Source organism: Hydrogenophaga luteola (assembly GCF_042648585.1).
Taxonomy (GTDB): domain Bacteria; phylum Pseudomonadota; class Gammaproteobacteria; order Burkholderiales; family Burkholderiaceae_C; genus Hydrogenophaga; species Hydrogenophaga luteola.
The window spans coordinates 567,047-591,578 of the sequence record NZ_JBHRXX010000005.1; the positions used below are offsets into that span (position 1 = coordinate 567,047).

Genomic DNA, 24,532 nt, shown 5'->3' on the forward strand with positions numbered 1-24,532 from the left:
TCCATGGCGAACATCCACATCCGGCGCAACCACCACCTCGGCATCTCCGGCGCACGCAAGGTGGCCTGGCAATGGGCCGAGCAGGCCGAATCCGAATTCGACATGCAGTGCGCCTACGAAGAGGGCGAAGATTGCGACGAGGTGCATTTCTCGCGCACCGGCGCCAAGGGCACGCTGCGGGTCACGGCCGATCACTTCGAGCTGGACGCCCAGCTCGGCTTCCTGCTCGGCGCCTTCAAGGACCGCATAGAGAGCGAGATCGTCAAGAACCTGGACGAGCTGCTGGCGGCCAAGAAAAAGCCGGCAGCCAAAGCGGCCACCGGCTCGAAGAAAAAGTAAGGCAAGCCCCGCTCAGAGGCAGCGCGTGGGGCATCAGCTCAAGGACGCGATCAGGTCGATGTACTGCTGCTGTGCAGCGTCCTGGGACGTGCCCTTCAGGCCGTTCCAGGCGTCCCACTTGGCGCGACCGACCATGTCACCGAAGCCGGGCTTCTTCTCGGTGTTGTCGCCCACCGTGCCCTGCTTGTACAGGCCGTAGATCTTGAGCAGCGTGGCGTTGTCGGGGCGCTCGCTGAGGTTCTTGGACTGGGCAACGGCGGCATCGAAGCGGGACTTGAGGTCGGACATGAAGGTCTCCGTGTGTGAGGGGGGGTGGCCCGGACCCGGGCTAGGGGAGGCCCGGTATCTTACGGTTGCGTCTGCCCCCAGAATAGACGCCGCCACCCAATCACAACCAGCCCCCAACCCCGGGGCCACGCAGGAGACACCATGGTCACGCGCATCCGCAAAGGCACGCCGACATCCGCATCCGAGGGGCGCAGCGCCCTGCAGTCGGTGGCCGGCGTCCTGGGCCTGGAAGGCGAGCGCATGAGCAAGGTGGACACCGCCTGGCTGCGCATGGACTCGGACACCAACCTGATGATGATCGTGGGCGTCTGGATCCTGCGCCCGGGCATCACACGCGAGGCGCTGGCGCAGAGGGTGCAGGACAAGCTGCTGGGCTACCGGCGCTTCCGGCAGACCGCCCAGCAGGACGCCGCCGGTGCCCACTGGCGCGATGACCCCGACTTCTCGCTCGACCGCCACGTGGTCACACACACCCTGGCCCGCCGCCGCGGCCAGGACGCCCAGGCGGCGCTGCAGGCGCGCGCCGGCGCGCTCGCCATGTTGCCGCTGGACCCCGCGCATCCGCTGTGGCAGTTCGAGCTGATCGAGGACTACCAGGGTGGCTCGGCGCTGATCGCGCGCATCCACCACTGCATCGCCGACGGCATCGCGCTGATCAGCGTGATGATGAGCCTGGTCGACGGCGGCACCGAACCTCCGAAGCGAAATGCCAGGGCACGCAAGCAGGGTCTGGAAGCGGCCGAGGACTGGGTGGCCGACACGCTGATCCGGCCGTTCGGCGACATCGCGGCACGGGCGCTGGACGCCGCGGGTGGCGGGGCAGCGAAATCGCTGTCGATGCTGGCGGCGCCACAGCAAGGGCTTGGCGAAACGCTGGACCAGGCCATGGAGGTGGCGCGCCTCGGTGGCCAGCTCGCCAGCGATCTGGCGGCACTGGCCCTCATGCCCGACGACTCGCCCACGCGGCTCAAGGGCGCGCCCAAAGGCGAGAAGCGGGTGGCCTGGTGCCAGCCCATCCCGCTGACCGAGGTCAAAGCCATCGGCAAGGCGCTCAACTGCTCGGTCAACGACGTGCTGCTGAGCTGCGTGGCCGGCGCCATCGCCGGCTACCTGCGCCAGCACGGCGACGACCCGGTGGGCCAGGAGATCCGCGCCATGGTGCCGATCAACCTGCGCCCGATGGAAGAGGCCTGGAAACTGGGCAACCGCTTCGGCCTGATCCCGCTGGTGCTGCCGGTGGGCATCGCCAACCCGATCGAGCGCGTGTACGCGGTGCGCGCGCGCATGAACGCGCTCAAAGGCAGCCTGCAGCCGCTGCTGACTTTCGGCCTGCTGTCGGTCGCGGGGCTGCTCATCAAGCCGGCACAGGACGCCATGCTCAGCCTGTTCGGTCGCAAGACCACTGCCGTCATGACCAACGTGCCCGGCCCCGGTGAAAAACTCAAGTTCTGTGGCGCGACGCTGGAGCAGACCATGTTCTGGGTACCGCAGACCGGTACCGTCGGCCTGGGTGTCTCGATCCTGAGCTACGGCGGCGGCGTGCAGTTCGGCGTGATCGCCGACAGCGCGCTCTGCCCCGACCCGCAGCGCATCATCGACGCTTTCGAACCGGAGTTCGCGCAACTCCTGGCTGTGACCTTGATGCTGCCCTGGGGAGAGGCCTAATCGAATCTCTTGTGGGCGATCTCGAGCAGGCCGTCGAAAATGAGGCTATCTACCAGCTCACAAGGGGTGGACATGCTGGGCGCCATCTTCCAGCCCGCGCCGCCGGTCATGTAGCAGATCGGATCTTCCCCGCAGTGGCTGCGCAGGTTGTCCCACATGCGCTGCACCGCGCCGGCAATGGCAAAGGTGCCGCCGCTGGTGAGCGCGTCGCTGGTGTTGGTCGGAAAGTCGCGCACCTCGCCAGTGGGCACATGCAGCCCGGCGGTGCCGGACTCCAGCGCGCGGAGCATGATGCCGTGACCCGGCAGGATGATGCCGCCCAGAAAGCGGCCAGCCGAATCGATCGCCTCCACGGTCACTGCGGTGCCGACCATGACCACGACGCAGGGCCTGGCCGGCCCCTGCTGCAGCAGGCGCTGGCGCGCGCCGATCATCGCAACCCAGCGGTCGGAACCCAGGCGGGCCGGGTGGTCGTAACCGTTGCTCAGACCCGCCTCCGCCGCACTGGAAACCACCCACTGGGGCGTCACGTCCCACTGTTCGAGCTGTTCCTCGACCCGCCGCTTCACGGCGTCGCCCGCCACGATGCAGCCCAGCACCCGGGTGGGCGCGGGCAAGCCGCTCCAGTCGCCCTCGGCCAGTTTCTCGATGTTCTCCAGAAACTGCGCACCATGCGCCAACAGGCGCCCTCCCACACGGGGGGCGTCGTACAGCGCCCATTTCAATCGCGTGTTGCCAACATCGAGCGCCAGTAAGGTCATGCGGAAGATTATGAACAAGGCCCGGCGGGCACTTTGCGGCGATGCAGCATCCTCATCGCGGCCACACCGGCGTCAGATCAACCCGATCCAGCAGGCCCGCTGCACCGCAGAGAGCTTGTTGTCGGTCTTGAGTTTGGCCATGGCATTGGCCAGGTGGTAGTTGACGGTCCGCTCCGAGCAGTCCATGCGTTGCGCGGTTTCGCGCGCGGTCAGGCCTTCGAAGGCGTAGTTCAGGCTCTCTTGCTCGCGGGGGCTGAGTGTGACCCGCTGCTCGGCGATGGCACGGCGCAGCATCGGCCAGATGTTGTAGGCCGACCAGGCCAGCGCCGCCGCTTCCGAGCGATCAGCGAAGGCCCGGGGGCTGAACATGAAGCACTCGAACGCGCGCCCCGCCGGCAGGCTGAAGGCCACACGCACCAAGGTCTGGTGCCCATGGGCCAGCCAGAGCCGGCGCCACCGGCTGGAAGGCTCGGCATAGGCCGCCTTGGAAATGTCCTGCCAGGCCACCAGGGGCGCATCGCTGTCGCGCCAGCTGGCACCAAAGTCGGTGCTGGCGGCCAGGGCTTCCGCGGCACCGAGCAGGCGCGGTGGATGCACCGCGAGCACCTCACGCTCGTCCCGCCCTCCCATCGGGTTGGGGCCCATCACCAGCACCGCCTCGACCCCGGAGTCGCGCAAGGCACGAACCCAATCGGCCAAAATGGCGTCCACGCCCACGCTGTCAAAGTTGACAGGAAGGGTCATGACGGGCGACGCCCCGTTGCCGGGACAATGGACCAGTCCGCCTGAAGACCACGGGCTGGCAACGTCGGTCGACGCTGGAAGGAATACATGTTGCAGTGGGACCGTCTCAGGGTTCACAACGCCAGGCTGAGGTTCTGGCGCTGGGTGGTGGACGAAATTGTCCACGCACCTCTAGAGCCTATTTTGCATCCTTCGACGACCCGCCTCCAGTGGCTGGGCGTCTTCACCTTTGGCGGGCACTTCATCTTCGGGTGGCTGTGGGGCCAGGCGCTGCCGCAGCCCTACGAACTGTTTGCAGTGCGGGTGGTGCTGGCCCTGACCGGGCTGCTGCTGCTGCATCCGCGCGTGAACCGGGATCTGCAGTCCAAGACAAGCGTCTGGGTGTACGGACTGATCTTCTGGCTGCAGCTGCCGCTGTTCTTCGGGTGGATGTTCCTGATGAACGAGGGCAACAAGGTCTGGCTGGCCAGTGTGTGCAGCATGATCCTGATCTATTTCCACATCACCGACTGGCGCCTGGCGTCGCTGGGCTGCATCACCGGGTTCGCAGTGGCCGCAGGCCTGTTCCTGCTCACAGGCACGCAGCAGACCTGGGTCGGCATCGAGCCCGAGAACCTCACCCTGATCGCCTTTGCCCTGGTCATGAGCCTGATGCTGGGCATGTCGGGCGCCAACCTGCGCCGGGTCCGGCTGATCAATACGCTCAGCACCATGGGCGTGATGGCGCACGAGTTGCGCACACCGCTGGCCACGGTGAACCTGGTCGGCGATGTGGTGCGGGGCCTGGCCCAGCACGACGTGCCCGAACCCAAACGCAAGAAGCTGGAGGAACTGGCGCAACGGCTGCAGAACCTGGTGCGCAGCATGAACCGGCAGATCGACACCCAGATCTCCAACGCCCAACTGTTGAGGCTGCCGCGGCCCACCACCCATCTCACGGCGTTCGAACTGGTACAGGACGTGCTCGGCCAGTACCCCTTCCGCTCCCCGCGCGAGCGCGAATGCGTGGAGTTGGCCCTGGAAGAGGACTTCGGTTTCCTGGGGTCTCGCGCCCAGTTTTCACAGGTACTGGTCAACCTGATCAAAAATGCGATGCATGCGTTGGCCGCATCCGGAGACGCTCCCAAGCCGGGCGACCTGCGCGTGCAGGTGACGGTCAAGGACGGACTGGGCAGGATCGTGGTGACCGACAAGGGCACCGGCATTCCGCTGCAGAAGCAACACCGCATCTTCGAGCCCTTTTTCTCCCTGCAGAGCAGTGTCGGCAACGGACTGGGACTGACGTTCTGCAAGAACGTGGTGGAGGCATCGGACGGTCGCCTGCTCCTCCAGTCCCAACCCGGTCACGGCGCCTCGTTCACGATCGTGCTGCCCCTGCGGGACGAGCGTGCCCCCTTCATCCCGCCCACGAGTACACACTGAGCCATGGCCTTCAACTTTCCGCTGTACCACCGTTCGGGAAGCCTGATCTTTCTGGACGACGACATCGACTATCTGGAGATGCTGGGCATGGTCGTGCCCAGCTTTCTGCAGGTCGAACTGTTTTCCCGACCGGCGGCCTTCATCGCCCGGATGAACGACGAGCCGGCGCGCTGGGAGGCCGACGCGGGGCACCACCTGCAGATGATCGACCGCTGGCGTCACGGCCACCATCTGCTGCCGCAGGTGCTGCGCTACTGGGGCTCCAACCCGGCGCGCTACCAGCTGGCACAGACCTGTGTGGTGGACTTCGCGATGCCCGGTATCGATGGCCTGAAGGTGCTCGAAACCCTGGTGGACTGGCCGGGCTCGCGCATCCTGCTGACCGGACAGGCCGACGAGCAGATCGCCATCAAGGCCTTCAACAACGGTCTGATCGACCAGTTCATCCCCAAGCAGACGGCCGACATCGCCGGACGCCTGATGACTACACTGGTCAAGCTGGCCCGCCGCGCCCACCCGCGGCTAAACACCGTCTGGCGCACGGCCATGCAGTCCCACCACCAGGCGCTGCTGGAGGTGCCTTCGATCATGGAGGCGCTGCTGACCCGGGCCCGTTCGAACTGGGTCGAGTACGTCGTGCTCGATGAGCCGTTCGGCATGCTGGGCCTCACCCCGGACGGGCTCTGCGAATGGCTGCAGCTGGAGCCAGCCTCCGGCCTGAAGGACGTGGCCGATCTGGCCCGTTCGGCGGGACTGGGGTTCGACGTGGTGCAGGCCATCCAGAAAGGGCTGCGGCTGCCGGCGGTCGAGCTGCACCAGCAGCTGGGCCTGCGCGGACCGATCCGGACCGAGAAAGCCTTTGCAGTGGGCGACGATGGCCAGCTCATCGGCGCCCTGTTCCCGCTGGCGGAGACCGACCTGCCGCTGCCGATCTACCCGTACCGCAACTTCCTGGACATGCAGGGCGTGCGGACCATTCAGGACAGCTGAGCGCCAGCGCGCTGGCGGCGGGCGGCGGCCCATTCCCAGGGCCGGACCCGGTCGGCGACCAGGCGCGCAGCCGACTCGACGTGCTCGAGTTCCGCCTCGGTCAGCGCTGAGTGCAGGGTCATGCGCGCCAATGACCGGTTGCGGCTGGTGGCAGGGGCACCAAAGAACGCGGTGTGCACCCCCAGCGCATCCAGCTCGTCGCGCACCTGGATGGTGGCGGGCTCCGGCCCTGCTTCGAGCGCGATGATCTGCTCGGTGCCCTGGTCGATCGGATACCCCATCTCGGTCAACGCGCTGCGGATGCGCCGGGTCACCCGACGCAGGTTCTCTCGCGCGGCGTCGGCCTTCTGCAGCACGTCCACCGTCGCCGCGAGGCCAGCGGCCTCGTGCGGCAACACGCAGGAGCTGAAGATGTTGGGGAAACTCGACGTGAGGATGTGGTAGCGCAGGCGGTCCGGCGCGGTGAAGAAGCCGGCCCGCCCCGCCATCGCCTTGGCCAGGCTCGCGGAGATGAAGTGCACCCGGTCCGTGACCCCCAGCTGGGCGCACAGACCGGCACCCGAGGGACCGTGGGTGCCCAGCGAATGCGACTCGTCGACCAGGATCATCGAGCCATGCCGCTCCACCACCTCCAGCATCTCATGCAGCGGACACACCGCGCCGGTGGTGCTGTAGACCGAGTCCACCGCCACCAGCCCTGGACCGTGCCGGCTCATGAGTTTGTCCAGATGCTGGGGGTCGTTGTGCCGGAACACCTGTGAAGGCGCGCGAGCCGCGTGGGCACCTTCCCACAACGAGGCGTGGGCCTGCCCGTCCAGGTACACCGGCGTCTCCGGATTGGCCACCGACTGGATCAGGCCGACATTGGCCGCGTAGCCGGACTGGCACACGAACCCGTCCTCCTTGCCCACCCAGTGGGCGAGCTTGAGTTCGAGGTTGCGCGTCGGGTGTTCGTCGTGCATGAACACCCCGGACTGCACGGCGAAACTGCCGCTGCGGGTCAGCGCCTCCACCTGAGCGCGGACGATGTCCGGATGGCCGGACACCGACAGGTAATCGTTGCCGTCCAGGCGCACCGAATTGGGGCCGGGGCGAGCACCCTGCACCGCAAACCGACCCTGCCACAGGTCGTTCCAGCGGGGCAGGAAATCCTTCTGGATCCGCGCCTCCAGCGCGGCCGTCAGACGAGGGGAGGGGCGTTGCGTTTCAAGGGCGTGGTCCAGCAGTTCCATGGGATGCTCCTGTAAAAAGAAGAACCCATTGAAAAAACTTGTAGGATGAAAATGCCCCCCTACCTGTCAGCTCTAGCAGGGGTGGTTACGCTTTCTTCTCAAGTCTGACGCTGTCTTTCCGATAAGCGGCGCGCCTGCGGACAGCAACGGTCGACCCGGCTCAGTTCTGGCGCCAGGGCAGTCCGTGGTACCGCCAGCCTCCCTTTCGGCCACGCTGACCATGGCCATCGGGATCGCCCTCGAAACCCTCAAGAATGTTGTAGGCCTCCAGGCCCAATTCGGTGGCGCGCCGCGCGGCCGCCACCGAGCGCACACCGCTGCGGCACAGCAGCACCAGCTTGCGCCCGCCGTCGGCGGCGGCGCGCACGGCCTCGTCGAACCCGGCGTTCATCGCCATGCCCGGCCACTGCTTCCAGGCCACCGGCAGCGCGCCGGGCACAAAACCCACCCATTCGCGCTCCGCATCGGTGCGCACGTCGACCAGCACCGCCTCGCCCTGCTGCACCCACTGCCAGGCCAGCTGGGGCGACACGTCGCCCGCGTAGCCGCCCTGCCCTTCGCGCGGCTGCATCAGCTGCACGCCGTCGGCGTCGTGGCGCAGCCCAGACGTCAGGTTGGCGGGCACGGCCTCGTCGATGCGGCGCGGCCGGGGCAGGTTCAGGCCGTCCATGATGGCCACGAACTCGGCCTCGGTCTTGCCGGCCACGCGCGGGTTGCCGGTCTTCTCGTGGCCGATGGTGGACGAGGTGCGGCCCTGGTAGTCGTGCCCGGGCCAGACGATGGTGTCATCGGGCAGCGCAAACAGCACCTGCGTGAGGCTGCGATAGAGGTCGACCGCGCTACCCGACTGGAAGTCGGTGCGGCCGCAGCCACCGATCAACAGCGCATCGCCGGTGAAGACGTGGTCTCGCCAGAGGTAGCTCATGCTGCCGGCCGTGTGACCCGGCGTGTGGAGAGCGCGCAGGCGCTCGCCACCGAATTCAAGCTCATCCCCATCCTGCAACTGCCGGCCCGCGGTGCCGATGCCGCAGCCCGCCGGCGCCGCCGTTCTGGCGCCCGCCAACTCGGCCAGCTTGCCAGCGCTGGTGATGTGGTCAGCGTGCGCATGGGTCTCCAGCGCCCAGACGAGGCGCAGCCCGTATTCGCGCAGCACGCCCAGGTCGCGCTCGATCTGCTCGTCCACCGGGTCGATGATCACGGCCTCGCGCGTGGTCTGATCGAACAGCAGGTAGGTGTAGGTGCTCGACGCCGGGTCGAACAGCTGGATGGGTTTCATGGCAGGACCTGAAGGACGGGGGTCAGGAAAAACGGGCCAGCATGTCGGCCACGTCGTCGGGCGGCACGTCGCCCTGGGCGATCACGCAGCCGACCATGGCGAAGAAGCTCTTGTCCAGGGCCTTGCGTGCGGCCGACAGCTGCTGGGCCACCGTCTCGCAGTCGGCGTCGGATTCCAGCAGCTTCTGGATGCCGCGCAGCTGCCCCTCGACGCGTTTGAGGCGCAACACCAGGGCACGTTTGCGTTCGGGGTCGTGGACGGTGGGCATCGGTCTCTTTCTCTCCAGGCGGTGGCCGCAAGATTCTAGGCTCGGGCGGGCTTCCCCCATGGTGAATCCGGTCCGCCTGCGTTACCATTCGAATTTACGTTTACGTAAACGTCAACCAACCCGCAAACACCCTCATGAGTACCCAGAACGGCATGAACCAGGCGGTTTTCCCGGCACTGCACGCACCGGCGGGCAGCGCCTGGGCCCGGTGGCAGATCGGGCCCGCCCTGCGGCAGGTACGGTTGAAGGACTTTGACCCCGGAGACAAGCCCTTTTCCAAGGGCAGCAAGGCCGAGGACCAGGCACGGGTGCAGGCCCTGGCGCGCGAGATCGACGAGCTGCAGAACCTGTTCTACGCCGATGGCCGCCACAAGCTGCTGGTGATCCTGCAAGGCACCGACACCTCGGGCAAGGACGGCACCATCCGCGGCGTGTTCGGCCAGACCAGCCCGCTGGGCGTGCACACCGTGGGCTGGAAGGCACCCACCGAACCCGAGCGCGCGCACGACTACCTCTGGCGCATCCACCAGCAGGTACCGGCCGCCGGCCACATCACCGTGTTCAACCGCAGCCACTACGAAGACGTGCTGGTGCCGGTGGTCAACGGCTGGATCACGCCGGAGCAGACCAAGCAGCGCTACCAGCACATCAACGACTTTGAACGCCTGCTGGCCGAGACCGGCACCGTGGTCCTGAAGTTCATGCTGCACATCGGCTTCGACGAGCAGCGCGAGCGCCTGCAGGAACGGGTGGACGACGTCACCAAACACTGGAAGTTCAGCCTCGGCGACCTGGAGGTGCGCAAACAGTGGCCCCGGTACCAGCAGGCCTACGAGGACCTGCTGGAAACCACCTCGACCGCCTGGGCGCCCTGGACCGTGGTGCCCGCCAACTCCAAGACGCACCGCAACCTGATGATCGCGACCATCGTGCGCGACACCCTCCAGGCGCTGGACCTGCGCTTCCCGCCCGAAGACCCGGCCCTCCAGGGGCTGCGGGTCGAATGACCACTCATCCCGACAAGCCCACCCGAGAGAGACCCCCCATGACCGACCTGTCCGCCGACTTCAAGGCCCTGGCCAACTACCGTCCCACGAACAAGGTGCGCTTCGTCACCGCTGCCAGCCTGTTCGACGGCCACGACGCCGCCATCAACATCATGCGGCGCATCCTGCAGGGCATGGGCGCCGAGGTGATCCACCTGGGCCACAACCGCTCGGTGGACGACGTGGTGACCGCGGCCCTGCAGGAAGACGTGCAGGGCATCGCCATCAGTTCCTACCAGGGCGGCCACGTCGAGTACTTCAAGTACATGGTGGACCTGCTGCGCCAGCGCGGCGGTGAACACATCCAGGTGTTCGGCGGCGGTGGCGGCGTGATCGTGCCGGCCGAGATCCGCGAACTGCACAGCTACGGCGTCGGCCGCATCTACAGCCCGGAAGACGGCCAGAAGATGGGCCTGCAGGGGATGATCGGCGAGATGGTGATGCGTTGCGACCGCGACATCAGTTCGTATGCGCCCAAGACGCTGGAAGCGATCCAAGGCCATGGCGAGATGAACTGGCGCGCGCTGGCGCAGCTGATCACGGCGCTGGAAAACGGCAAGGCCGATGTATCGATGGTCGAGGCCGTGCGCCAGGCCGCCGCCGGCAAGACCGTGCCTGTGCTGGGCATCACCGGCACCGGCGGCGCCGGCAAGTCCTCGCTCACGGACGAGCTGATCCGCCGCATCCGCCTGGACCAGGACGACGCGCTGCGCGTGGCCGTGATCTCGATCGATCCATCCCGCCGCAAGAGTGGCGGCGCTTTGCTCGGCGACCGCATCCGCATGAATGCGATCACGCCCTGGCAGAAGGGCCAGCGCATCTACATGCGCAGTCTCGCCACCCGCGACACCAGCAGCGAGATCAGCGCCGCCCTGCCCGACGTGGTGGCGGCCTGCAAGGTGGCGGGCTTCGACCTGATCATCGTCGAGACCTCGGGCATCGGCCAGGGCGACGCCGCCATCGTGCCGCACGTCGACATCCCGATGTACGTGATGACGCCTGAGTTCGGCGCCGCCAGCCAGCTGGAAAAGATCGACATGCTGGACTTCGCCGAGTTCGTGGCGATCAACAAGTTCGACCGCAAGGGCGCGGCCGACGCGCTGCGCGACGTGGCCAAGCAGGTGCAGCGCAACCGCGAGGCCTTCACCGTCATGCCCGACCAGATGCCGGTGTTCGGCACCATGGCCGCGCGCTTCAACGACGACGGCGTGACCGCGCTGTACCAGGCGCTCAAGGCGCGGCTGATCGAGAAGGGCCTGAAGCTGTCCGACGGCCAACTGCCGCTGGTGAACGTGCGCCACAGCACCAACCAGACCCCTATCGTTCCACCGGCGCGCACGCGCTACCTGGCCGAGATTTCGGACACCGTGCGCGGCTACAAGAAGAAGGCGCGCGAGCAGGCGAAACTGGCCCGCGAGATCCAGCAGCTGCGCGCCGCCGCCGCCATGCTGGCGGTGGACAAACCCAACCGCCCCAAGGCGTCCGAAGCCGCCATCGACCTGGCGCAGGTGCGCGAGCTGCAGCAGGACCCGGCCGCGCGCAAGCTGCTGGCCCAGTGGCCCGACATGCAGAAGGCCTACGCGGGCGACGAGTACGTGGTGAAGATCCGCGACAAGGAAATCCGCACCGCGCTGACCACGAAATCGCTGTCCGGCACCACCATCCGCAAGGTCGCGCTGCCGCAGTACGAGGACCACGGCGAGATCCTCAAGTGGCTGATGCTGGACAACGTGCCGGGCAGCTTCCCCTACACCTCGGGCACCTTCGCCTTCAAGCGCGAGGGCGAGGACCCGACCCGCATGTTCGCCGGCGAGGGCGACCCGTTCCGCACCAACCGCCGTTTCAAGCTGGTGAGCGAAGGCATGCCGGCCAAGCGCCTGTCCACCGCCTTCGACTCGGTCACGCTCTACGGCAACGACCCCGACCTGCGGCCGGACATCTACGGAAAGATCGGCAACAGCGGCGTGAACGTGGCGACGCTGGACGACATGAAGGTGCTGTACTCGGGCTTCGACCTGTGCAGCCCCACCACCTCGGTGTCCATGACCATCAACGGTCCGGCGCCTTCGATCCTGGCGATGTTCATGAACACCGCCATCGACCAGAACCTGGAAAAGTTCAAGGCCGAGAACGGCCGCGAGCCGACCGACACCGAGGCCGCCAAGATCCGCGAATGGGTGCTGGCCAATGTGCGCGGCACGGTGCAGGCCGACATCCTCAAGGAAGACCAGGGCCAGAACACCTGCATCTTCTCCACCGAGTTCAGCCTGAAGGTCATGGGCGACATCGCCGAGTACTTCGTGCACCACGACGTGCGCAACTTCTACTCGGTGTCGATCTCGGGTTACCACATCGCCGAGGCAGGTGCGAATCCGATCAGCCAGCTCGCCTTCACGCTGTCCAACGGCTTCACGTTTGTGGAGGCGTACCTGGCGCGCGGCATGCACATCGACGACTTCGCGCCCAACCTGAGCTTCTTCTTCAGCAACGGCATGGACCCGGAGTACACCGTGCTGGGCCGCGTGGCGCGCCGTATCTGGGCCGTGGCGATGAAGGAGAAGTACGGCGCCAACGAACGCAGCCAGAAGCTCAAGTACCACATCCAGACCAGCGGCCGCAGCCTGCACGCGCAGGAGATCCAGTTCAACGACATCCGCACCACCCTGCAGGCGCTGATCGCGATCTACGACAACTGCAACTCGCTGCACACCAACGCCTTCGACGAGGCGATCACCACGCCCACCGAAGACTCCGTGCGCCGCGCCATGGCGATCCAGCTGATCATCAACCGCGAGTGGGGCCTGGCCAAGAACGAGAACCCCAACCAGGGTGCCTTCATCATCGACGAGCTGACCGAGCTGGTGGAAGAAGCCGTGCTGGCCGAGTTCGAGAAGATCGCCGAGCGCGGCGGCGTGCTGGGCGCGATGGAGACCGGCTACCAGCGCAGCAAGATCCAGGAAGAGAGCATGCACTACGAGATGCTCAAGCACACCGGCGAGTACCCCATCATCGGTGTCAACACCTTCCGCAATCCCAAGGGCGACCCGGTGCCCGAGTCCATCGAACTCGCGCGCTCGACCGAAGAGGAAAAGCAGAGCCAGCTGCAGCGCCTGGCCGACTTCCACGCCCGCCACGCTGCCGAGGCCCCGGCTCAGCTGGCGCGCCTGAAGCAGGCCGTGATCGAGAACCGCAACGTGTTCGAGGTGCTGATGGACGCGGTGCGCTGCTGCAGCCTGGGCCAGATCACCAGCGCGCTGTTCGAGGTGGGGGGGCAGTACCGCCGGAACATGTGATCCCCCACCCGGGTCCGGGTTGCTAGACTCTCTGTGGCCCACATGGGCTCACACACAGCAACCATCCTTTCATGGCCTCACCCGGCGAGCCCATCACCCCGTTCCGCGGCGACACCAGACCTTGGGGGCTGGTGTCTCTGGTGCTCGTGTCCATCGGCCTGCTGGTTGCGCTGGCCACCGTTTTGCTGCTGGCCCAGCGGGACGCGGCCCTGGACCTCGCGCAGGCCCGGGCGCAGCGTGAGGTCCGGCGACTGGCCGCGGAACTCGACCAGTCGCTCCGTCTGGGTCGTGCTGCCATCGAAGTCAGCCACTTCTCACCCGGACTGCAGCCGCCCCACCTGCTGGGCGACCACCGTCTGTTGGTGGACTCGCTGAGCCTGCCGTTCGAACTGCACCGCCTGCCCCCAGGCGAACAGGCCAGCGCCATTCCCGAACGGACGTGGATGCCGGAACTCGCCCGCGAGGAAGACGGGCGCTGGGTGCTGCCGTTCCTGTGGCGCCAGCCAGGGCCCGGTGCCCGTGCAACCTACGAGCTGTGGCTGCCCCGCGACGCCGTCCTGGCGCGCTTCGAATCCGAAGGCCTGCCCGAGGGCGGCAGCATGAGCCTGTTCCGACTGGAGCCCGACGGGGCGACCACCGTGCTGGTGCGCCACCCGCTGGTGGCCGAGGAACAGGGGCGCAGCTTCCGCGGCCACCTCGCCACCGCGCTGGACCACCAGGCCGCCGGGGTGTTCCAGGCCGAGGCCATGATCGACGGGGTGGAGCGCATCGTGGGTTACCAACGCCTCGGCGGCGAAGCCGACCGCCTGGTCGTGGTGTACGCCCTGTCGGTCGACAGCGTGCTGACCGGCTGGAGGACGCTGCTGCCGCTGGCCTGGGGCCTCACCCTGCTGGTGGCTGCGGCCATGGCCCACGGTGCGTGGCGCCTGCACCGCTCGATGCGCGCACTGGCCCGCAGCGAGCACCACCTGCAGACCCTGACCGACCACATGCCCGATGTGGTCGTGCGTTATGACAACGCCTGTCGCGTGCTGTACGCCAACCCGGCCATCGAGGCGGCGATCGGGTTGAAACCCGAAGCACTGATCGGCCACCCCATCAGCGCCCTGCGCGCCTCGCCCGACAACGAAGCACAGTGGACCGACTGCCTGCAAAGGGTGTTCGCCACCGGGAATGCCGAAACCCTCTACTTCAGCCAACTGAGCCCCAGGGGCATGCGACACTGGGAATCCCAGGCCCGGCTGGAACCGGCGTCGGCCGGCGAAGCCCCCACCGTCCTGGTCATCACCCGCGACATCACCGAGCGCCACGAAGCAGAAGCCTTGCGGCACTCCGCACAGCAGCTCTTCGAGACCGCCTTCCAGGCCGCGCCCGAGGCCATGTCGCTCAGCGAGTGGCACAGCGGCCGCCTGCTGCTGGTCAACGACACTTTCTGCGAGCTGTTCGGACGGTCGCGCGAACAGCTGATCGGCCAGCCCTCGGCCGGCCTGGGGCTTTGGAACACCGCCATCCGCCACCAGAGCCTGATCGATGCGCTGGAGCATGGCGAGAAGGTGCGCGATGTCGAGGGCAGCAGCCACCGCGGCGACGGCCAGCTGATCCATGTGCGCTACAGCGCCGAACGGGTGCAGCGGGACGGCGGCGACTGCCTGTTGCTGATGTTCCGCGACGTCACCCAGCTGGAGAGGGACCAGCGGGCGCTCAAGCGCAACGAGCAGCGCTTCCGGCTGGCCGCCTCGCACGGGCAGGTGTGGGAACGCGACTTCCTGCGCGACCTCATCCTGCCCAGCGAAGAGTTCTTCCTGAACCTTGGGTACCAGCCTCCTGCGCAAGAGCAGATGGAGCAGGTCGTCTCAGGGCTGATCCATCCGGAGGACCGCCGCCGCGTGCGCGAGGCCCTGCGCCGTTTCCTCCGGGGCGAGGCCGATTTCCGCATCGAGTTCCGCGCCTTCGACGCCCAGGGCCGGGTGCGCTGGTTCGACACCCGGGGTAGCGGCCTGCGCAACGCCATGGGCCGCGTGACCTACATGGCGGGAACGACCTTCGAGATCACCGACCGCAAGGCGCTGGAAGAAGCACAGCGACAGACCCTCAAACACCTGGACACCGTGGCCAATGCCTCGGCCGGCCTGGCCTGGACCGTGGACGACCAGAAGCACCCGGACTGGCTCAACCAGGCCTGGCTCGACTTCACCGGCCGCGACCTGGCCACCGAATGCGACACCTTCTGGCTGGAAGACCTGCATCCGCAGGACCAGGACCGCTGCGAGAAGATCTTCAACGAGAACTTTGATGCGCGCCGGCCCTACAGCATGGAGTACCGCCTGCGCCGCCACGACGGCGAGTTCCGTTGGGTGCACGAACAGGCCCGACCCCGCTACGACGCCGACCAGCGTTTCGTCGGCTACGTCGGCTCCTGCCTGGACGTGACCGATCTGCGGGAGGCCGAGGCCACCGCACGCGAGCGCGACGCCACCCTCAAGCAGGTCTTCGACGTGCTCAAGGACATGCTGTTTGTGGTGGACGAACAGGCGCGCTTCGTGTTCTACCAGGCGGGCTCCGAACAGCTCTATCGCCGGCCCGAGGAGTTCCTGGGACGCACCATCCGCGAGGTCATGCCCGCGCCGCTGTCAGCCAGCCTGCATGCGGCCATGGACAGGGCCCGCAGCGACGGACTGCAGGAGCTGGGCTACAGCATCGAGATGGCCGATGGCCCCCACTACTTCAACGCCCGCCTGGCCTGGCTTCCAGGCGGTGACCAGTGCATGTTCCTGGTGCGCGACATCACCGAGCAGCAGCAGGTCCAGCGGGAGCGGGAGCACATGAACGACTTTGTGCTGCTGCTGTTCCGCCTGGCCAGCCGCTTCATCAACCTGCCCCTGCAGCAGATGGACCAGGCGATCCTGGAAGCGCTGGGCGATCTGGGCAGCTTCGTGGCCGCCGACCGCGCCTACCTGTTCGACTACGACTTCAAGGCCCGCACCAGTTCCAACACCCACGAGTGGTGCGCCGAAGGCATTGCCTCCGAGCAGGCCCGGCTGCAGAACCTGCCGATGGACTGGGACGAAGACTGGGTGGCCGCGCACCAGCGGGGCGAGATGGTGTACCTGCCCGACGTGCAGGCCATGCCCGAAGGCCCGCTCAAGGACATCGTCAAGGCCCAGGGCATCCGCAGCCTCATGACCCTGCCCCTGACCGGACAGGAAGGCTGCCATGGCTACGTGGGACTGGACTCGGTCCGCAGCGACCACGTCTATGCAGAGGAAGAAATCACGCTCCTCAAGCTGTTCGCGCAGATGCTGGTCAACCTGCAGGAACGCAGCCGTGCCCAGGCCCGGATGCGTGAGCTGGCCGAGCAGCTCGAACAGAAGGTGCAGGAACGCACGCAACAGCTGCACGACAGCGTGCAGCGGCTGCAGGTCGTCAACCGCGAGCTGGAGTCCTTCACCTATTCGGCCTCGCACGACCTGCGCACACCGCTGCGTGGCATCGAGGGGTTCAGCGCCTTGCTGCTGGAGGAGCACGCGCAGCAGCTGGACGAGCAGGGCCGCGACTACCTGCGCCGCATCCAGCGTGCGACGCTGCACATGTCGCGCCTGGTCAGCGACCTGCTGGCCTACTCGCGGCTGCAGCAGATGACGGAGCAGATCGGGCCGGTGGGCCTCGCCGCTTGCGTGCGAGATGTGACGGCGCCGTTCCGCGACGAGCTCGAAACCCGTCAGGGCGTGCTGGAGATACCAGTGCCCGACAGCCTGCAGGTGCAGGCCGACGCCAAGGGCCTGGCCATTGTGCTGCGCAACCTCATCGACAACGCCCTGAAGTTCACGCCGGCGGGCCAGGCGCCGCGCATCCGCATCGAAGCGCAGACCCGCGGCGACCGGGTGCTGCTGAGCGTGACCGACCAGGGCATCGGTTTCGACATGAAGCACCACGACCGCATCTTCGGCATGTTCCAGCGCCTGCACCGTCAGGACCAGATTCCGGGCACCGGCATCGGGCTGGCCCTGGTGCTCAAGGCCGTGGAGCGCATGGGCGGGACGATCCGTGCCGAGAGCGCCCCCGGCCAGGGCGCGCGCTTCGAGATCGAGCTGCCCCGGGCGTGAGTGCGGGAAAGTCTGGTTGGACTTCCCGCCACCGTTCCTACACTGTCACGTCTTCCACCAGCGAAATCACCATGACCCTCCCTGTCAGCCTCATCGGCGTTCCCACCGACATCGGCGCCGGCGCGCGCGGCGCTTCCATGGGGCCCGAGGCACTGCGTGTGGCCGGCCTCCAGCCTGTGCTCGAAAGCCATGGGCTGGAGGTGATCGACCGCGGCAACCTCAGCGGCCCCGCCAACCCCTGGCAACCGCCGGTCAACGGCTACCGGCACCTGGGCGAGGTGGTCGCCTGGAACACCGCGCTGCACGACGCGGTGCACGCCGAACTCGCCCGGGGCCGCCTGCCCATCGTGCTGGGTGGCGACCACTGCCTGGGCATGGGTTCCATCAGTGCGGTGGCCCGCCACTGCCGCGAAACAGGCAAGCAGCTTCGAGTGCTCTGGCTGGATGCGCACGCCGACTTCAACACCGCCGAACTCACCCCCAGCGGCAACGTCCACGGCATGCCGGTGGCCTGCCTGTGCGGCCACGGCCCGGCCGAGCTGACCGGCATCGGCGGCCACACCCCGGCCATCGACGCGAGCGTGGTGCGGCAGATCGGCATCCGCAGCGTGGACCCGGGCGAGAAGCGCCTCGTGCACGAGGTGGGACTGGAGGTGTTCGACATGCGCTACATCGACGAGATGGGCATGCGCCACACCATGGAGCAAGCGCTGATGGGGCTGGACGAGAACACACACCTGCATGTGAGCTTCGACGTGGACTTCCTGGACCCGGAAATCGCGCCCGGCGTGGGCACCACGGTGCCCGGCGGCCCCACCTACCGCGAGGCCCAGCTGTGCATGGAGATGATCGCCGACACGGGGCGCCTGGCCTCGCTGGACGTGATGGAACTCAACCCGGCGCTCGATGTGCGAAACCGCACCGCCGAGCTGGCGGTGGACCTGATCGAGAGCCTGTTCGGCAAGTCCACGCTGATGAGAAAGACCTCCACGCAAACCTGAACTACCGAGCCGAACAGCACCAGCCTCAAGTTCTGGCTCCGAAAGCCGATAGAGCAAGATCAGCCCGGCTTGTACCCCCCTAACGGAGGACCGTGGCGGTCATAGGTCTTTCATGGTTTGGCGAATGTCTGTTCGCGTGGGTGGTGCGTTGCTGGCTGGTGTCCTGGGCATGGGCTCACTGCACGCGCAACCCCAACCCTCGGAGCAGCTTGACCGGCTTGCGGCCCTAACGGCAACACAGGGCCAGGCAAGGGTCATCATCGGTCTCAAAGTCAGCACACCCAGGTCCGAAGCCACGTCAGCTTTGCCCACTACCAGCAAGCGGCTGCGTGTGGCGCAGGCGCAGAAGGCCCTGGAAGCCAACTACTTCCGTGGCACCAACGCCAAAATCCTCAGCACCTTCAGTTTGCAACCCCACCTCGCAGCCGAGGTGGATGCCAACACGCTGGCGCGCCTGATGGCGTCGCCTCTGGTCACCTCGATCGAGGAAGATGTGGCGATGCCGCTGGCCCTGGCCGAGAGCACGGCCATGATTGGCGCCCCCACGGCATGGGCCACGGGCGTCACGGGCGCAGGCCAGACCGTGGCTGTGCTGGACACTGGTGTCGACAAGTCCCACCCCATGCTGGCGGGTGCGGTGGTGTCCGAGGCCTGCTACTCGTCCACCACCACGCAATCGAAGTCGCTGTGTCCTGGCGGCGTCCCGGCAAGCACCTCGGCGGGTGCGGGCGTGCACTGCGCCACCTCTATCAACGGCTGCAGCCACGGCACCCACGTGGCAGGCATCGTGGCCGGACGCAGCGATGCAGCAGGTGGCAGAGGGGTGGCGCCGGGCGCCAATCTGCTCTCGATCCAGGTGTTCAGCTTCTTCCCTGCCTCCAACGCGGTGATGTCCTACACCAGCGACCAGATCAAGGCGCTGGAACGGGTCTATCTGCTCAAGGACAGTCTCAATATCGCCGCTGTCAACATGAGTCTCGGGGCTGGCCAGTACAACAGCACCTGTGACACACAGCATGTGGCCCTGAAGGCGGCCATCGACAACCTGCGCGCAGCCGGCGTCGCGACGGTCATTGCCAGCGGCAACAGTGGCTACAAGAGCGCCATGTCCGCGCCGGCCTGTATTTCAAGTGCGATCAGCGTGGCCGCCCACTGCGACGCGGGACCTGACGGCAGTGCGTGTGGCACGGGGGTCGGCGGCATCGCGTCGTATTCGAACGTCGCCTCCTTCGTGTCGCTGGTGGCGCCGGGCAGCTACATCCGCTCGTCGGTGCCTGGCGGGGGGTATGCCCTGTACAACGGCACCTCGATGGCTGCACCCCATGTGGCGGGTGCCTGGGCCCAACTGCGGCAGCTTCAGCCCGCCATTTCTGTTGCCGATGGGCTGAACCTGCTCAAGATCCAAGGACTGACTGTGAGCGACACCCGACCCGGGGGCACCGTTTCGGGTCTCAAGCGGCTACAAACCGGCGCCCTCACCGCCACACCCCGCACGCTGACGATCACGCGCAGCGGCACCGGAGCCGGCATCGTGTCATCCTCGCCTGCGGGCGTGCTGTGCGGTGGCGACTGCAGCGAGACTTTCGCCGACAACACCACCGTGACCCTCATCGCCACGCCCTCTGCCGGATCCATCTTTGGCGGGTGGTCTGGGGCCTGCAGCGGAAGTGGTGCATGCACCCTGAGCATGAGCGAAGCCAGGCAGGTAGACGCCCAGTTCCAGGCTGGCTCGTACACCCTGTCTGTGTCCCGCAGCGGCAACGCGATGGGCAGCGTCACCGCCTCATCGGGGGGCATCTCATGCGGCAGCGTCTGCAGTGCGACCTACATGGGGGGCAGCACGGTGTCGCTCACCGCCACCCCCGGCCCCTACGCGCGCTTTGCGGGCTGGAGCGGCGCCTGCGCCGGCACTGGCAGCTGTGTCGTGAGCATGGTGGGTGCCCGCAGCGTCGTCGCAACGTTCAGTGCAACGCGACACACCCTGTCCATAGGACGCGCAGGCAATGGCTCGGGAGTCGTCACAGGCAAACCAGGCGGCATCGCCTGCGGTTCTGCATGCGTCACGCTGCAACCGGTGGCCAGCACCATCACCCTGACGGCCAAGGCCTCCAGCGGATCAAGGTTCATGGGCTGGACCGGTGCCTGTCGTGGCGTCGGGACCTGCAAGGTGAAACTATCGGCCGACGTCACCGTCGGAGCCGTCTTCGAGAAGATCCCCTATGTCCTGAGCTATGTGCGCGCCGGCAGCGGCAGCGGCATGGTCGCCATCGCCCCCGCGAGTCAGGTGTGCGCCAACTCCTGCAAACAGACATTGCTCAGCGGCACCACCGTGGTGCTCAGCGCCACGCCAGCGGCGGGCTCGAACTTTGTGGGCTGGGCGGGGGCCTGCCGCGGAACCAGGCCCTGTACCGTCACGGTGAGGGCGGCGACCACGGTTGCAGCGAACTTCCGCCGCCAGTAGCCGCGTGCCTCATTCCGACTTGCCGACCAGCTCCAGGTGCTCGACCACCGGCGGCTGCAGGAAGAAGGGACCGACGATGCTGCGCCATTCGGCAAACGCCGGCGACTGGCGGAAACCCACCGTGTGGTCCTCCAGCGTGTCCCAGTAGATCATCAGGATGTAGCGGCCCGGGCTTTCGATGCTGCGATTGACCTTGAAGCCCTGGAAGCCCTTGGCCATCGCAATGACGGTGCTGGCGCCGCGCAGGATGGCGGCTTCGAAGTCGGCGGCTTTGGCGGGGTCGATGCGGATGTCGGCGTGTTCGAGGATCATGGCGTGGTGCTCGTGGTGGATCGGTCCAGGCGAATCATAGCCACCGCCTTCTCACCCATCATGATCACCGGGGCGTTGGTGTTGCCGCCCACCACGCTGGGCATCACCGATGCGTCGACCACGCGCAGCCCGTCCACGCCGTGCACCTTCAGCCGCGCATCCACCACCGCACCAGCGGCCGGGTCCGGCCCCATGCGGCAGGTGCCGACCGGGTGGTAGATGGTGTCGGCGTGTTGGCGGATGAACTGCTCGATCTGCGCGTCGCTCTGCGCATCGCGCGAGGCGGCCGATTCGATGCCGCCGTGGCGCGCCAGGGCCGGCTGCTGCAGCAGCGTCCGCATGCGCTTGAAGCCGAGCACCAGCCGCGCCACATCGTCCGGGTCCTGCAGGAAGGCCGGGTCGATCAGCGGTGCCACCTGCGGGTCGCTGCTGGCCAGGCGCAGCGTGCCCCGGCTCTTCGGTCGCAGCAGGCAGACGTGACAGGAATAGCCATGGCCCAGCACGGTCTTGCGGCCGTGGTCCACCAGCTTGCCCACCACGAAGTGCAGCTGCAGGTCGGGGATCGCTTCCTCGGGTGCACTCTTGATGAAGCCGCCGGCTTCTGCAAAGTTGGTGGTGAGCATGCCGCTGCGCCGGCCCCGCCATTCGAAAATGCCCCGCGCCATGTTCATCACCCCGCGCGGCGAGATGCCAAACAGGTCGGTCAACCTGGGGGCGTTGACCACCATCACCACGTCCGGGTGGTCGTGCAGGTTGCGGCCCACTCCGGGCAGTTCGTGCACCGTGGCAATGCCGTGTTCCGACAGCTGCGACGCCGGTCCGATGCCCGAGAGCATCAGCAGTTGCGGCGAGCCAAAGGCGCCGGCGCTCAACAGCACCTCGCCGCCCGGGTTGAGGCTCAGCGTCTGCAGAGCTCCACGGCCGCCCTCGGGGCGGTACTCGACGCCCACGGCCACGGGGCGGCCATCGCGTCGCTCGGTCATCACGCGCGTGGTCAGCGCGTTCGTGATCACCCGCAGGTTGGGGCGACCCAGATTCGGCGTGAGGTAGGCCTTGGCGGCGCTGAAGCGCTCGCCGTTTTTGTGGGTCACCTGATAGACACCCACGCCCTCCTGCTCGGCGCCATTGAAGTCGGTGTTGACGGGGTAGCCCGCCTGGCGACCCGCTTCGATGAAGTCGGGCAGCACCGGGTTGGGTGAGCGCAGGTCCATCACGTTCAGCGGGCCACCGCTGCCATGCCAGTCGTCGGCGCCGCGTTCGTTGTGTTCGGCGCGCTTGAAATACGGCAGCACCTCGCTGAACGACCATCCCGGGTTGCCCTCGGCCGCCCAGGCGTCGTAGTCCTGCGCGTGGCCGCGCGCGTAGATCATGGCGTTGATGGAGCTGGAGCCACCCAGCACCTTGCCGCGCGGCTGGTAGCCCCTGCGGCCGTGCAGGCCCGGCTGCGGCACGGTCGAATAGTCCCAGCCGTTGAGCTGGTACTTGGCCATCACCGCCAGCCCCGCCGGGCAGTGGATGAGCACACTGCGGTCCGGCGGACCGGCTTCGAGCAGGGCGACGCGAACGGCGGGATCCTCGCTCAGGCGGCCGGCCAGCACGCTGCCCGCGGACCCGCCGCCCACGACGATGTAATCGAACATGTTGACTCCTGGCGTCGCGCGCCTGTCAAGCCGGTGCAAGACGCTGCGCGACAATGCGGGGCAAGGTAGCACAGGGCCCTGCGCCGCAGTAGGCTGGCCCGCCTAGAGCGCCTCCGTCTTTACCCTCATCTTCCAGGAGTGATTCCCTCATGAGCAGCATCCAGACCGTCGGCATCATCGGCGCCGGCACCATGGGCAACGGCATCGCGCAGGCCTGCGCCGTCAGCGGCATCCGCGTCGTCATGGTCGACGTGGCCCAGGCCGCGGTGGACAAGGGCCTGGCCACCGTGGCCGGCAGCCTGGACCGCCTGATCAAGAAGGAAAAGCTCACCGCCGAGGGCAAGGCCGCCGCGCTGGCGCTCATCAAGGGCTCCACCAGCTACGACGACCTCAAGGGCGCGCAGCTCGTGATCGAGGCCGCGACCGAAAACGAAGGCCTGAAGGTCAAGATCCTGCAGCAGCTCGACGACATCCTGGCGCCCGAGGTGATCGTCGCCACCAACACGAGCTCGATCTCGATCACCAAGCTGGCCGCCGCGACGAAGCGCTCGGACAAATTCATCGGCATGCACTTCTTCAACCCGGTGCCCATGATGGCGCTGGTGGAGATCATCCGCGGCCTGCAGACCAGCGACACCACGCACGACGCCGTCAAGGCCTTGGCCGAGGCCCTGGGCAAGACGCCGATCACAGTGAAGAACGCGCCCGGTTTCGTGGTCAACCGCATCCTGGTGCCCATGATCAACGAGGCCTTCTTCGTGCTGGCCGAGGGTGTGGCCACGCCGGAAGACATCGATGCCGGCATGAAGCTGGGCACCAACCAGCCCATCGGCCCGCTGGCCCTGGCCGACATGATCGGCCTGGACGTGTGCCTGGCCGTCATGAACGTCTACATGGCCGAGTTCAACGACAGCAAGTACCGCCCCGCCCCGCTGCTTAAGGAGATGGTTGCGGCCGGCTGGCTGGGCCGCAAGACCGGCAAGGGTGTGTACACGTACTGACCTCCGCGCCATATCGCACTTCATCGGAAGCCCGCTTTGGCGGGCTTTCTTTTTGAGGCAGATCAATGGGCGCTGCCGCGGTGTCTCCAGAATTGATTGCATGTTAAAGGAGTCTCCCATGAGCGCAGCCCCCGTCTCCATCGCAATCTTCGAATTCCTCGACAGCACCCACCAGGACATCCAGGACCATGTGCGGCAACTGCACGGGCTGGTGGAGGCCATCGAGTCCGAGGGACTGAACGCAGCCAACCGGGCGCTGGCCCGCCGCGTGCTGAACTACTTCAACACCGAAGCGCGCCAGCACCACCTGGACGAAGAGAAGCACATCTTTCCCTCCCTGCTGGCCAGCCAGGACGCCGAGGTCGTGCAGGCGGCCGAGCACCTGATCCAGGACCACGGCTGGCTGGAAGAGAACTGGATCCAGATCGCGCCCTCGCTGGAGGCTGCGACCAACGGCAATCTCTGGTTCGACCCCGCGGAGTTGCGGCACGCGCTGGAGGTGTTCGAGGCCCTGTACCTAGACCACATCCTGCTGGAGGAGTCGCTGGCCTATCCCGAGGCCAGGAAGCGGTTGGCCGGCATCGACACCATCGGCATGGGCCGCGAGATGGCGCGGCGGCGCGTGATGGCCCAGGACGAGGTGCGCGCCCTCGCCTGAGAGCCCCTGCACAGTAGGTGCCAAGGAGCGTC

General features: G+C 67.1%; 19 protein-coding genes and 1 pseudogene. 11 read left to right on the plus strand and 9 right to left on the minus strand.

Annotated elements, in window-relative coordinates; all coding sequences use genetic code 11:
* Window positions 1-3 precede the first annotated feature (3 nt).
* Window positions 4-339, plus strand: a complete 336-nt coding sequence (locus ACFOPI_RS12795) for a polyhydroxyalkanoic acid system family protein (protein ID WP_382174387.1) — start codon at window positions 4-6, stop codon at window positions 337-339.
* 33 nt (window positions 340-372) lie between these two features.
* On the opposite strand, the gene ACFOPI_RS12800 is transcribed toward ACFOPI_RS12795, so the two are convergent.
* Window positions 373-627 (minus strand): acyl-CoA-binding protein, encoded by a 255-nt coding sequence (locus ACFOPI_RS12800; protein WP_382174389.1) that lies wholly within the window; start codon window positions 625-627, stop codon window positions 373-375.
* Window positions 628-768: 141 nt separating this feature from the next.
* Here ACFOPI_RS12800 and ACFOPI_RS12805 point away from each other — a divergent pair, with 141 nt between their 5' ends.
* Window positions 769-2,292, plus strand: a complete 1,524-nt coding sequence (locus ACFOPI_RS12805; protein ID WP_382174390.1) for a wax ester/triacylglycerol synthase family O-acyltransferase — start codon at window positions 769-771, stop codon at window positions 2,290-2,292.
* Here ACFOPI_RS12805 and ACFOPI_RS12810 read toward each other — a convergent pair.
* Both ACFOPI_RS12810 and ACFOPI_RS12815 read right to left on the minus strand, forming a co-directional pair.
* On the minus strand, window positions 2,289-3,053 hold the full coding sequence (locus tag ACFOPI_RS12810; protein ID WP_382174392.1) for a type III pantothenate kinase: 765 nt from the start codon (window positions 3,051-3,053) through the stop codon (window positions 2,289-2,291). The two genes, ACFOPI_RS12805 and ACFOPI_RS12810, sit on opposite strands and share 4 nt — an antisense overlap.
* A gap of 72 nt (window positions 3,054-3,125) precedes the next feature.
* On the minus strand, window positions 3,126-3,797 hold the full coding sequence (locus ACFOPI_RS12815) for a helix-turn-helix transcriptional regulator (protein WP_066153788.1): 672 nt from the start codon (window positions 3,795-3,797) through the stop codon (window positions 3,126-3,128).
* A 183-nt stretch (window positions 3,798-3,980) separates the two neighbouring features.
* Between ACFOPI_RS12815 and ACFOPI_RS12820 the strand changes: the two genes are divergently transcribed.
* Entirely contained in the window at window positions 3,981-5,219 is a 1,239-nt protein-coding gene (locus tag ACFOPI_RS12820; protein ID WP_382174394.1) for a sensor histidine kinase, read from the plus strand.
* A gap of 3 nt (window positions 5,220-5,222) precedes the next feature.
* Window positions 5,223-6,209: a response regulator gene (locus ACFOPI_RS12825; RefSeq protein WP_382174396.1), complete on the plus strand. Its 987-nt coding sequence runs from the start codon at window positions 5,223-5,225 to the stop codon at window positions 6,207-6,209.
* On the opposite strand, the gene cqsA is transcribed toward ACFOPI_RS12825, so the two are convergent.
* The 4 genes and pseudogenes from cqsA to ACFOPI_RS12845 all read right to left on the minus strand — a co-directional run bounded on the left by cqsA (window position 6,197) and on the right by ACFOPI_RS12845 (window position 8,985).
* Window positions 6,197-7,441: an alpha-hydroxyketone-type quorum-sensing autoinducer synthase gene (gene cqsA / locus ACFOPI_RS12830; protein WP_382174398.1), complete on the minus strand. Its 1,245-nt coding sequence runs from the start codon at window positions 7,439-7,441 to the stop codon at window positions 6,197-6,199. The genes ACFOPI_RS12825 and cqsA overlap by 13 nt on opposite strands.
* Window positions 7,442-7,601: 160 nt before the next feature.
* Window positions 7,602-8,012 carry a rhodanese-like domain-containing protein gene (locus tag ACFOPI_RS12835; protein ID WP_382174951.1) on the minus strand — a complete coding sequence of 137 codons (411 nt, stop codon included), beginning with the start codon at window positions 8,010-8,012 and terminating at the stop codon, window positions 7,602-7,604.
* Between the two features lie 24 nt (window positions 8,013-8,036).
* Window positions 8,037-8,717: pseudogene (locus ACFOPI_RS12840) on the minus strand (MBL fold metallo-hydrolase); the annotation flags it as partial.
* Window positions 8,718-8,739: 22 nt separating this feature from the next.
* Window positions 8,740-8,985 (minus strand): metal-sensitive transcriptional regulator, encoded by a 246-nt coding sequence (locus ACFOPI_RS12845; RefSeq protein WP_066153800.1) that lies wholly within the window; start codon window positions 8,983-8,985, stop codon window positions 8,740-8,742.
* A gap of 134 nt (window positions 8,986-9,119) precedes the next feature.
* Here ACFOPI_RS12845 and ACFOPI_RS12850 point away from each other — a divergent pair, with 134 nt between their 5' ends.
* The 5 genes from ACFOPI_RS12850 to ACFOPI_RS12870 all read left to right on the plus strand — a co-directional run bounded on the left by ACFOPI_RS12850 (window position 9,120) and on the right by ACFOPI_RS12870 (window position 20,889).
* Window positions 9,120-9,992 (plus strand): PPK2 family polyphosphate kinase, encoded by an 873-nt coding sequence (locus ACFOPI_RS12850; protein ID WP_382174400.1) that lies wholly within the window; start codon window positions 9,120-9,122, stop codon window positions 9,990-9,992.
* A 38-nt stretch (window positions 9,993-10,030) separates the two neighbouring features.
* Window positions 10,031-13,324, plus strand: coding sequence for a fused isobutyryl-CoA mutase/GTPase IcmF (gene icmF / locus ACFOPI_RS12855; protein ID WP_382174402.1), 3,294 nt, complete (start codon window positions 10,031-10,033; stop codon window positions 13,322-13,324).
* 71 nt (window positions 13,325-13,395) lie between these two features.
* A complete protein-coding gene (locus ACFOPI_RS12860) occupies window positions 13,396-17,427 on the plus strand; it encodes a PAS domain S-box protein (protein ID WP_382174404.1) in 4,032 nt (1,343 codons plus the stop codon).
* 71 nt (window positions 17,428-17,498) lie between these two features.
* Complete coding sequence (gene rocF / locus ACFOPI_RS12865) at window positions 17,499-18,428, plus strand: arginase (RefSeq protein ID WP_382174406.1); 930 nt, start codon at window positions 17,499-17,501, stop codon at window positions 18,426-18,428.
* A 304-nt stretch (window positions 18,429-18,732) separates the two neighbouring features.
* Complete coding sequence (locus ACFOPI_RS12870) at window positions 18,733-20,889, plus strand: S8 family serine peptidase (protein WP_382174407.1); 2,157 nt, start codon at window positions 18,733-18,735, stop codon at window positions 20,887-20,889.
* 9 nt (window positions 20,890-20,898) lie between these two features.
* Here the strand turns inward: ACFOPI_RS12870 and ACFOPI_RS12875 are convergent, their stop codons facing one another.
* Both ACFOPI_RS12875 and ACFOPI_RS12880 read right to left on the minus strand, forming a co-directional pair.
* The gene (locus ACFOPI_RS12875; protein WP_382174409.1) at window positions 20,899-21,201 is read right to left on the minus strand and encodes an antibiotic biosynthesis monooxygenase family protein; all 303 of its coding nucleotides are present in this window, start codon (window positions 21,199-21,201) and stop codon (window positions 20,899-20,901) included.
* On the minus strand, window positions 21,198-22,841 hold the full coding sequence (locus tag ACFOPI_RS12880; RefSeq protein ID WP_382174411.1) for a GMC family oxidoreductase: 1,644 nt from the start codon (window positions 22,839-22,841) through the stop codon (window positions 21,198-21,200). Before ACFOPI_RS12880 ends, ACFOPI_RS12875 begins: the two co-directional genes overlap by 4 nt.
* Window positions 22,842-22,990: 149 nt before the next feature.
* On the opposite strand from ACFOPI_RS12880, the gene ACFOPI_RS12885 reads away from it, so the two are divergent.
* Both ACFOPI_RS12885 and ACFOPI_RS12890 read left to right on the plus strand, forming a co-directional pair.
* On the plus strand, window positions 22,991-23,842 hold the full coding sequence (locus tag ACFOPI_RS12885) for a 3-hydroxybutyryl-CoA dehydrogenase (protein WP_382174413.1): 852 nt from the start codon (window positions 22,991-22,993) through the stop codon (window positions 23,840-23,842).
* A gap of 118 nt (window positions 23,843-23,960) precedes the next feature.
* Entirely contained in the window at window positions 23,961-24,500 is a 540-nt protein-coding gene (locus ACFOPI_RS12890; protein ID WP_382174415.1) for a hemerythrin domain-containing protein, read from the plus strand.
* Window positions 24,501-24,532: the final 32 nt, after the last annotated feature.

Bases quoted from the DNA above. Each gene is read 5' to 3' on its own strand.
- ACFOPI_RS12795 (WP_382174387.1), top strand. From the start codon at position 4: ATGGCGAACATCCACATCCGGCGCAACCACCACCTCGGCATCTCCGGC.
- ACFOPI_RS12800 (WP_382174389.1), bottom strand. From the start codon at position 627: ATGTCCGACCTCAAGTCCCGCTTCGATGCCGCCGTTGCCCAGTCCAAG.
- ACFOPI_RS12805 (WP_382174390.1), top strand. From the start codon at position 769: ATGGTCACGCGCATCCGCAAAGGCACGCCGACATCCGCATCCGAGGGG.
- ACFOPI_RS12810 (WP_382174392.1), bottom strand. From the start codon at position 3,053: ATGACCTTACTGGCGCTCGATGTTGGCAACACGCGATTGAAATGGGCG.
- ACFOPI_RS12815 (WP_066153788.1), bottom strand. From the start codon at position 3,797: ATGACCCTTCCTGTCAACTTTGACAGCGTGGGCGTGGACGCCATTTTG.
- ACFOPI_RS12825 (WP_382174396.1), top strand. From the start codon at position 5,223: ATGGCCTTCAACTTTCCGCTGTACCACCGTTCGGGAAGCCTGATCTTT.
- cqsA (WP_382174398.1), bottom strand. From the start codon at position 7,441: ATGGAACTGCTGGACCACGCCCTTGAAACGCAACGCCCCTCCCCTCGT.
- ACFOPI_RS12835 (WP_382174951.1), bottom strand. From the start codon at position 8,012: ATGCAGCCGCGCGAAGGGCAGGGCGGCTACGCGGGCGACGTGTCGCCC.
- ACFOPI_RS12845 (WP_066153800.1), bottom strand. From the start codon at position 8,985: ATGCCCACCGTCCACGACCCCGAACGCAAACGTGCCCTGGTGTTGCGC.
- ACFOPI_RS12850 (WP_382174400.1), top strand. From the start codon at position 9,120: ATGAGTACCCAGAACGGCATGAACCAGGCGGTTTTCCCGGCACTGCAC.
- icmF (WP_382174402.1), top strand. From the start codon at position 10,031: ATGACCGACCTGTCCGCCGACTTCAAGGCCCTGGCCAACTACCGTCCC.
- ACFOPI_RS12860 (WP_382174404.1), top strand. From the start codon at position 13,396: ATGGCCTCACCCGGCGAGCCCATCACCCCGTTCCGCGGCGACACCAGA.
- rocF (WP_382174406.1), top strand. From the start codon at position 17,499: ATGACCCTCCCTGTCAGCCTCATCGGCGTTCCCACCGACATCGGCGCC.
- ACFOPI_RS12875 (WP_382174409.1), bottom strand. From the start codon at position 21,201: ATGATCCTCGAACACGCCGACATCCGCATCGACCCCGCCAAAGCCGCC.
- ACFOPI_RS12880 (WP_382174411.1), bottom strand. From the start codon at position 22,841: ATGTTCGATTACATCGTCGTGGGCGGCGGGTCCGCGGGCAGCGTGCTG.
- ACFOPI_RS12885 (WP_382174413.1), top strand. From the start codon at position 22,991: ATGAGCAGCATCCAGACCGTCGGCATCATCGGCGCCGGCACCATGGGC.
- ACFOPI_RS12890 (WP_382174415.1), top strand. From the start codon at position 23,961: ATGAGCGCAGCCCCCGTCTCCATCGCAATCTTCGAATTCCTCGACAGC.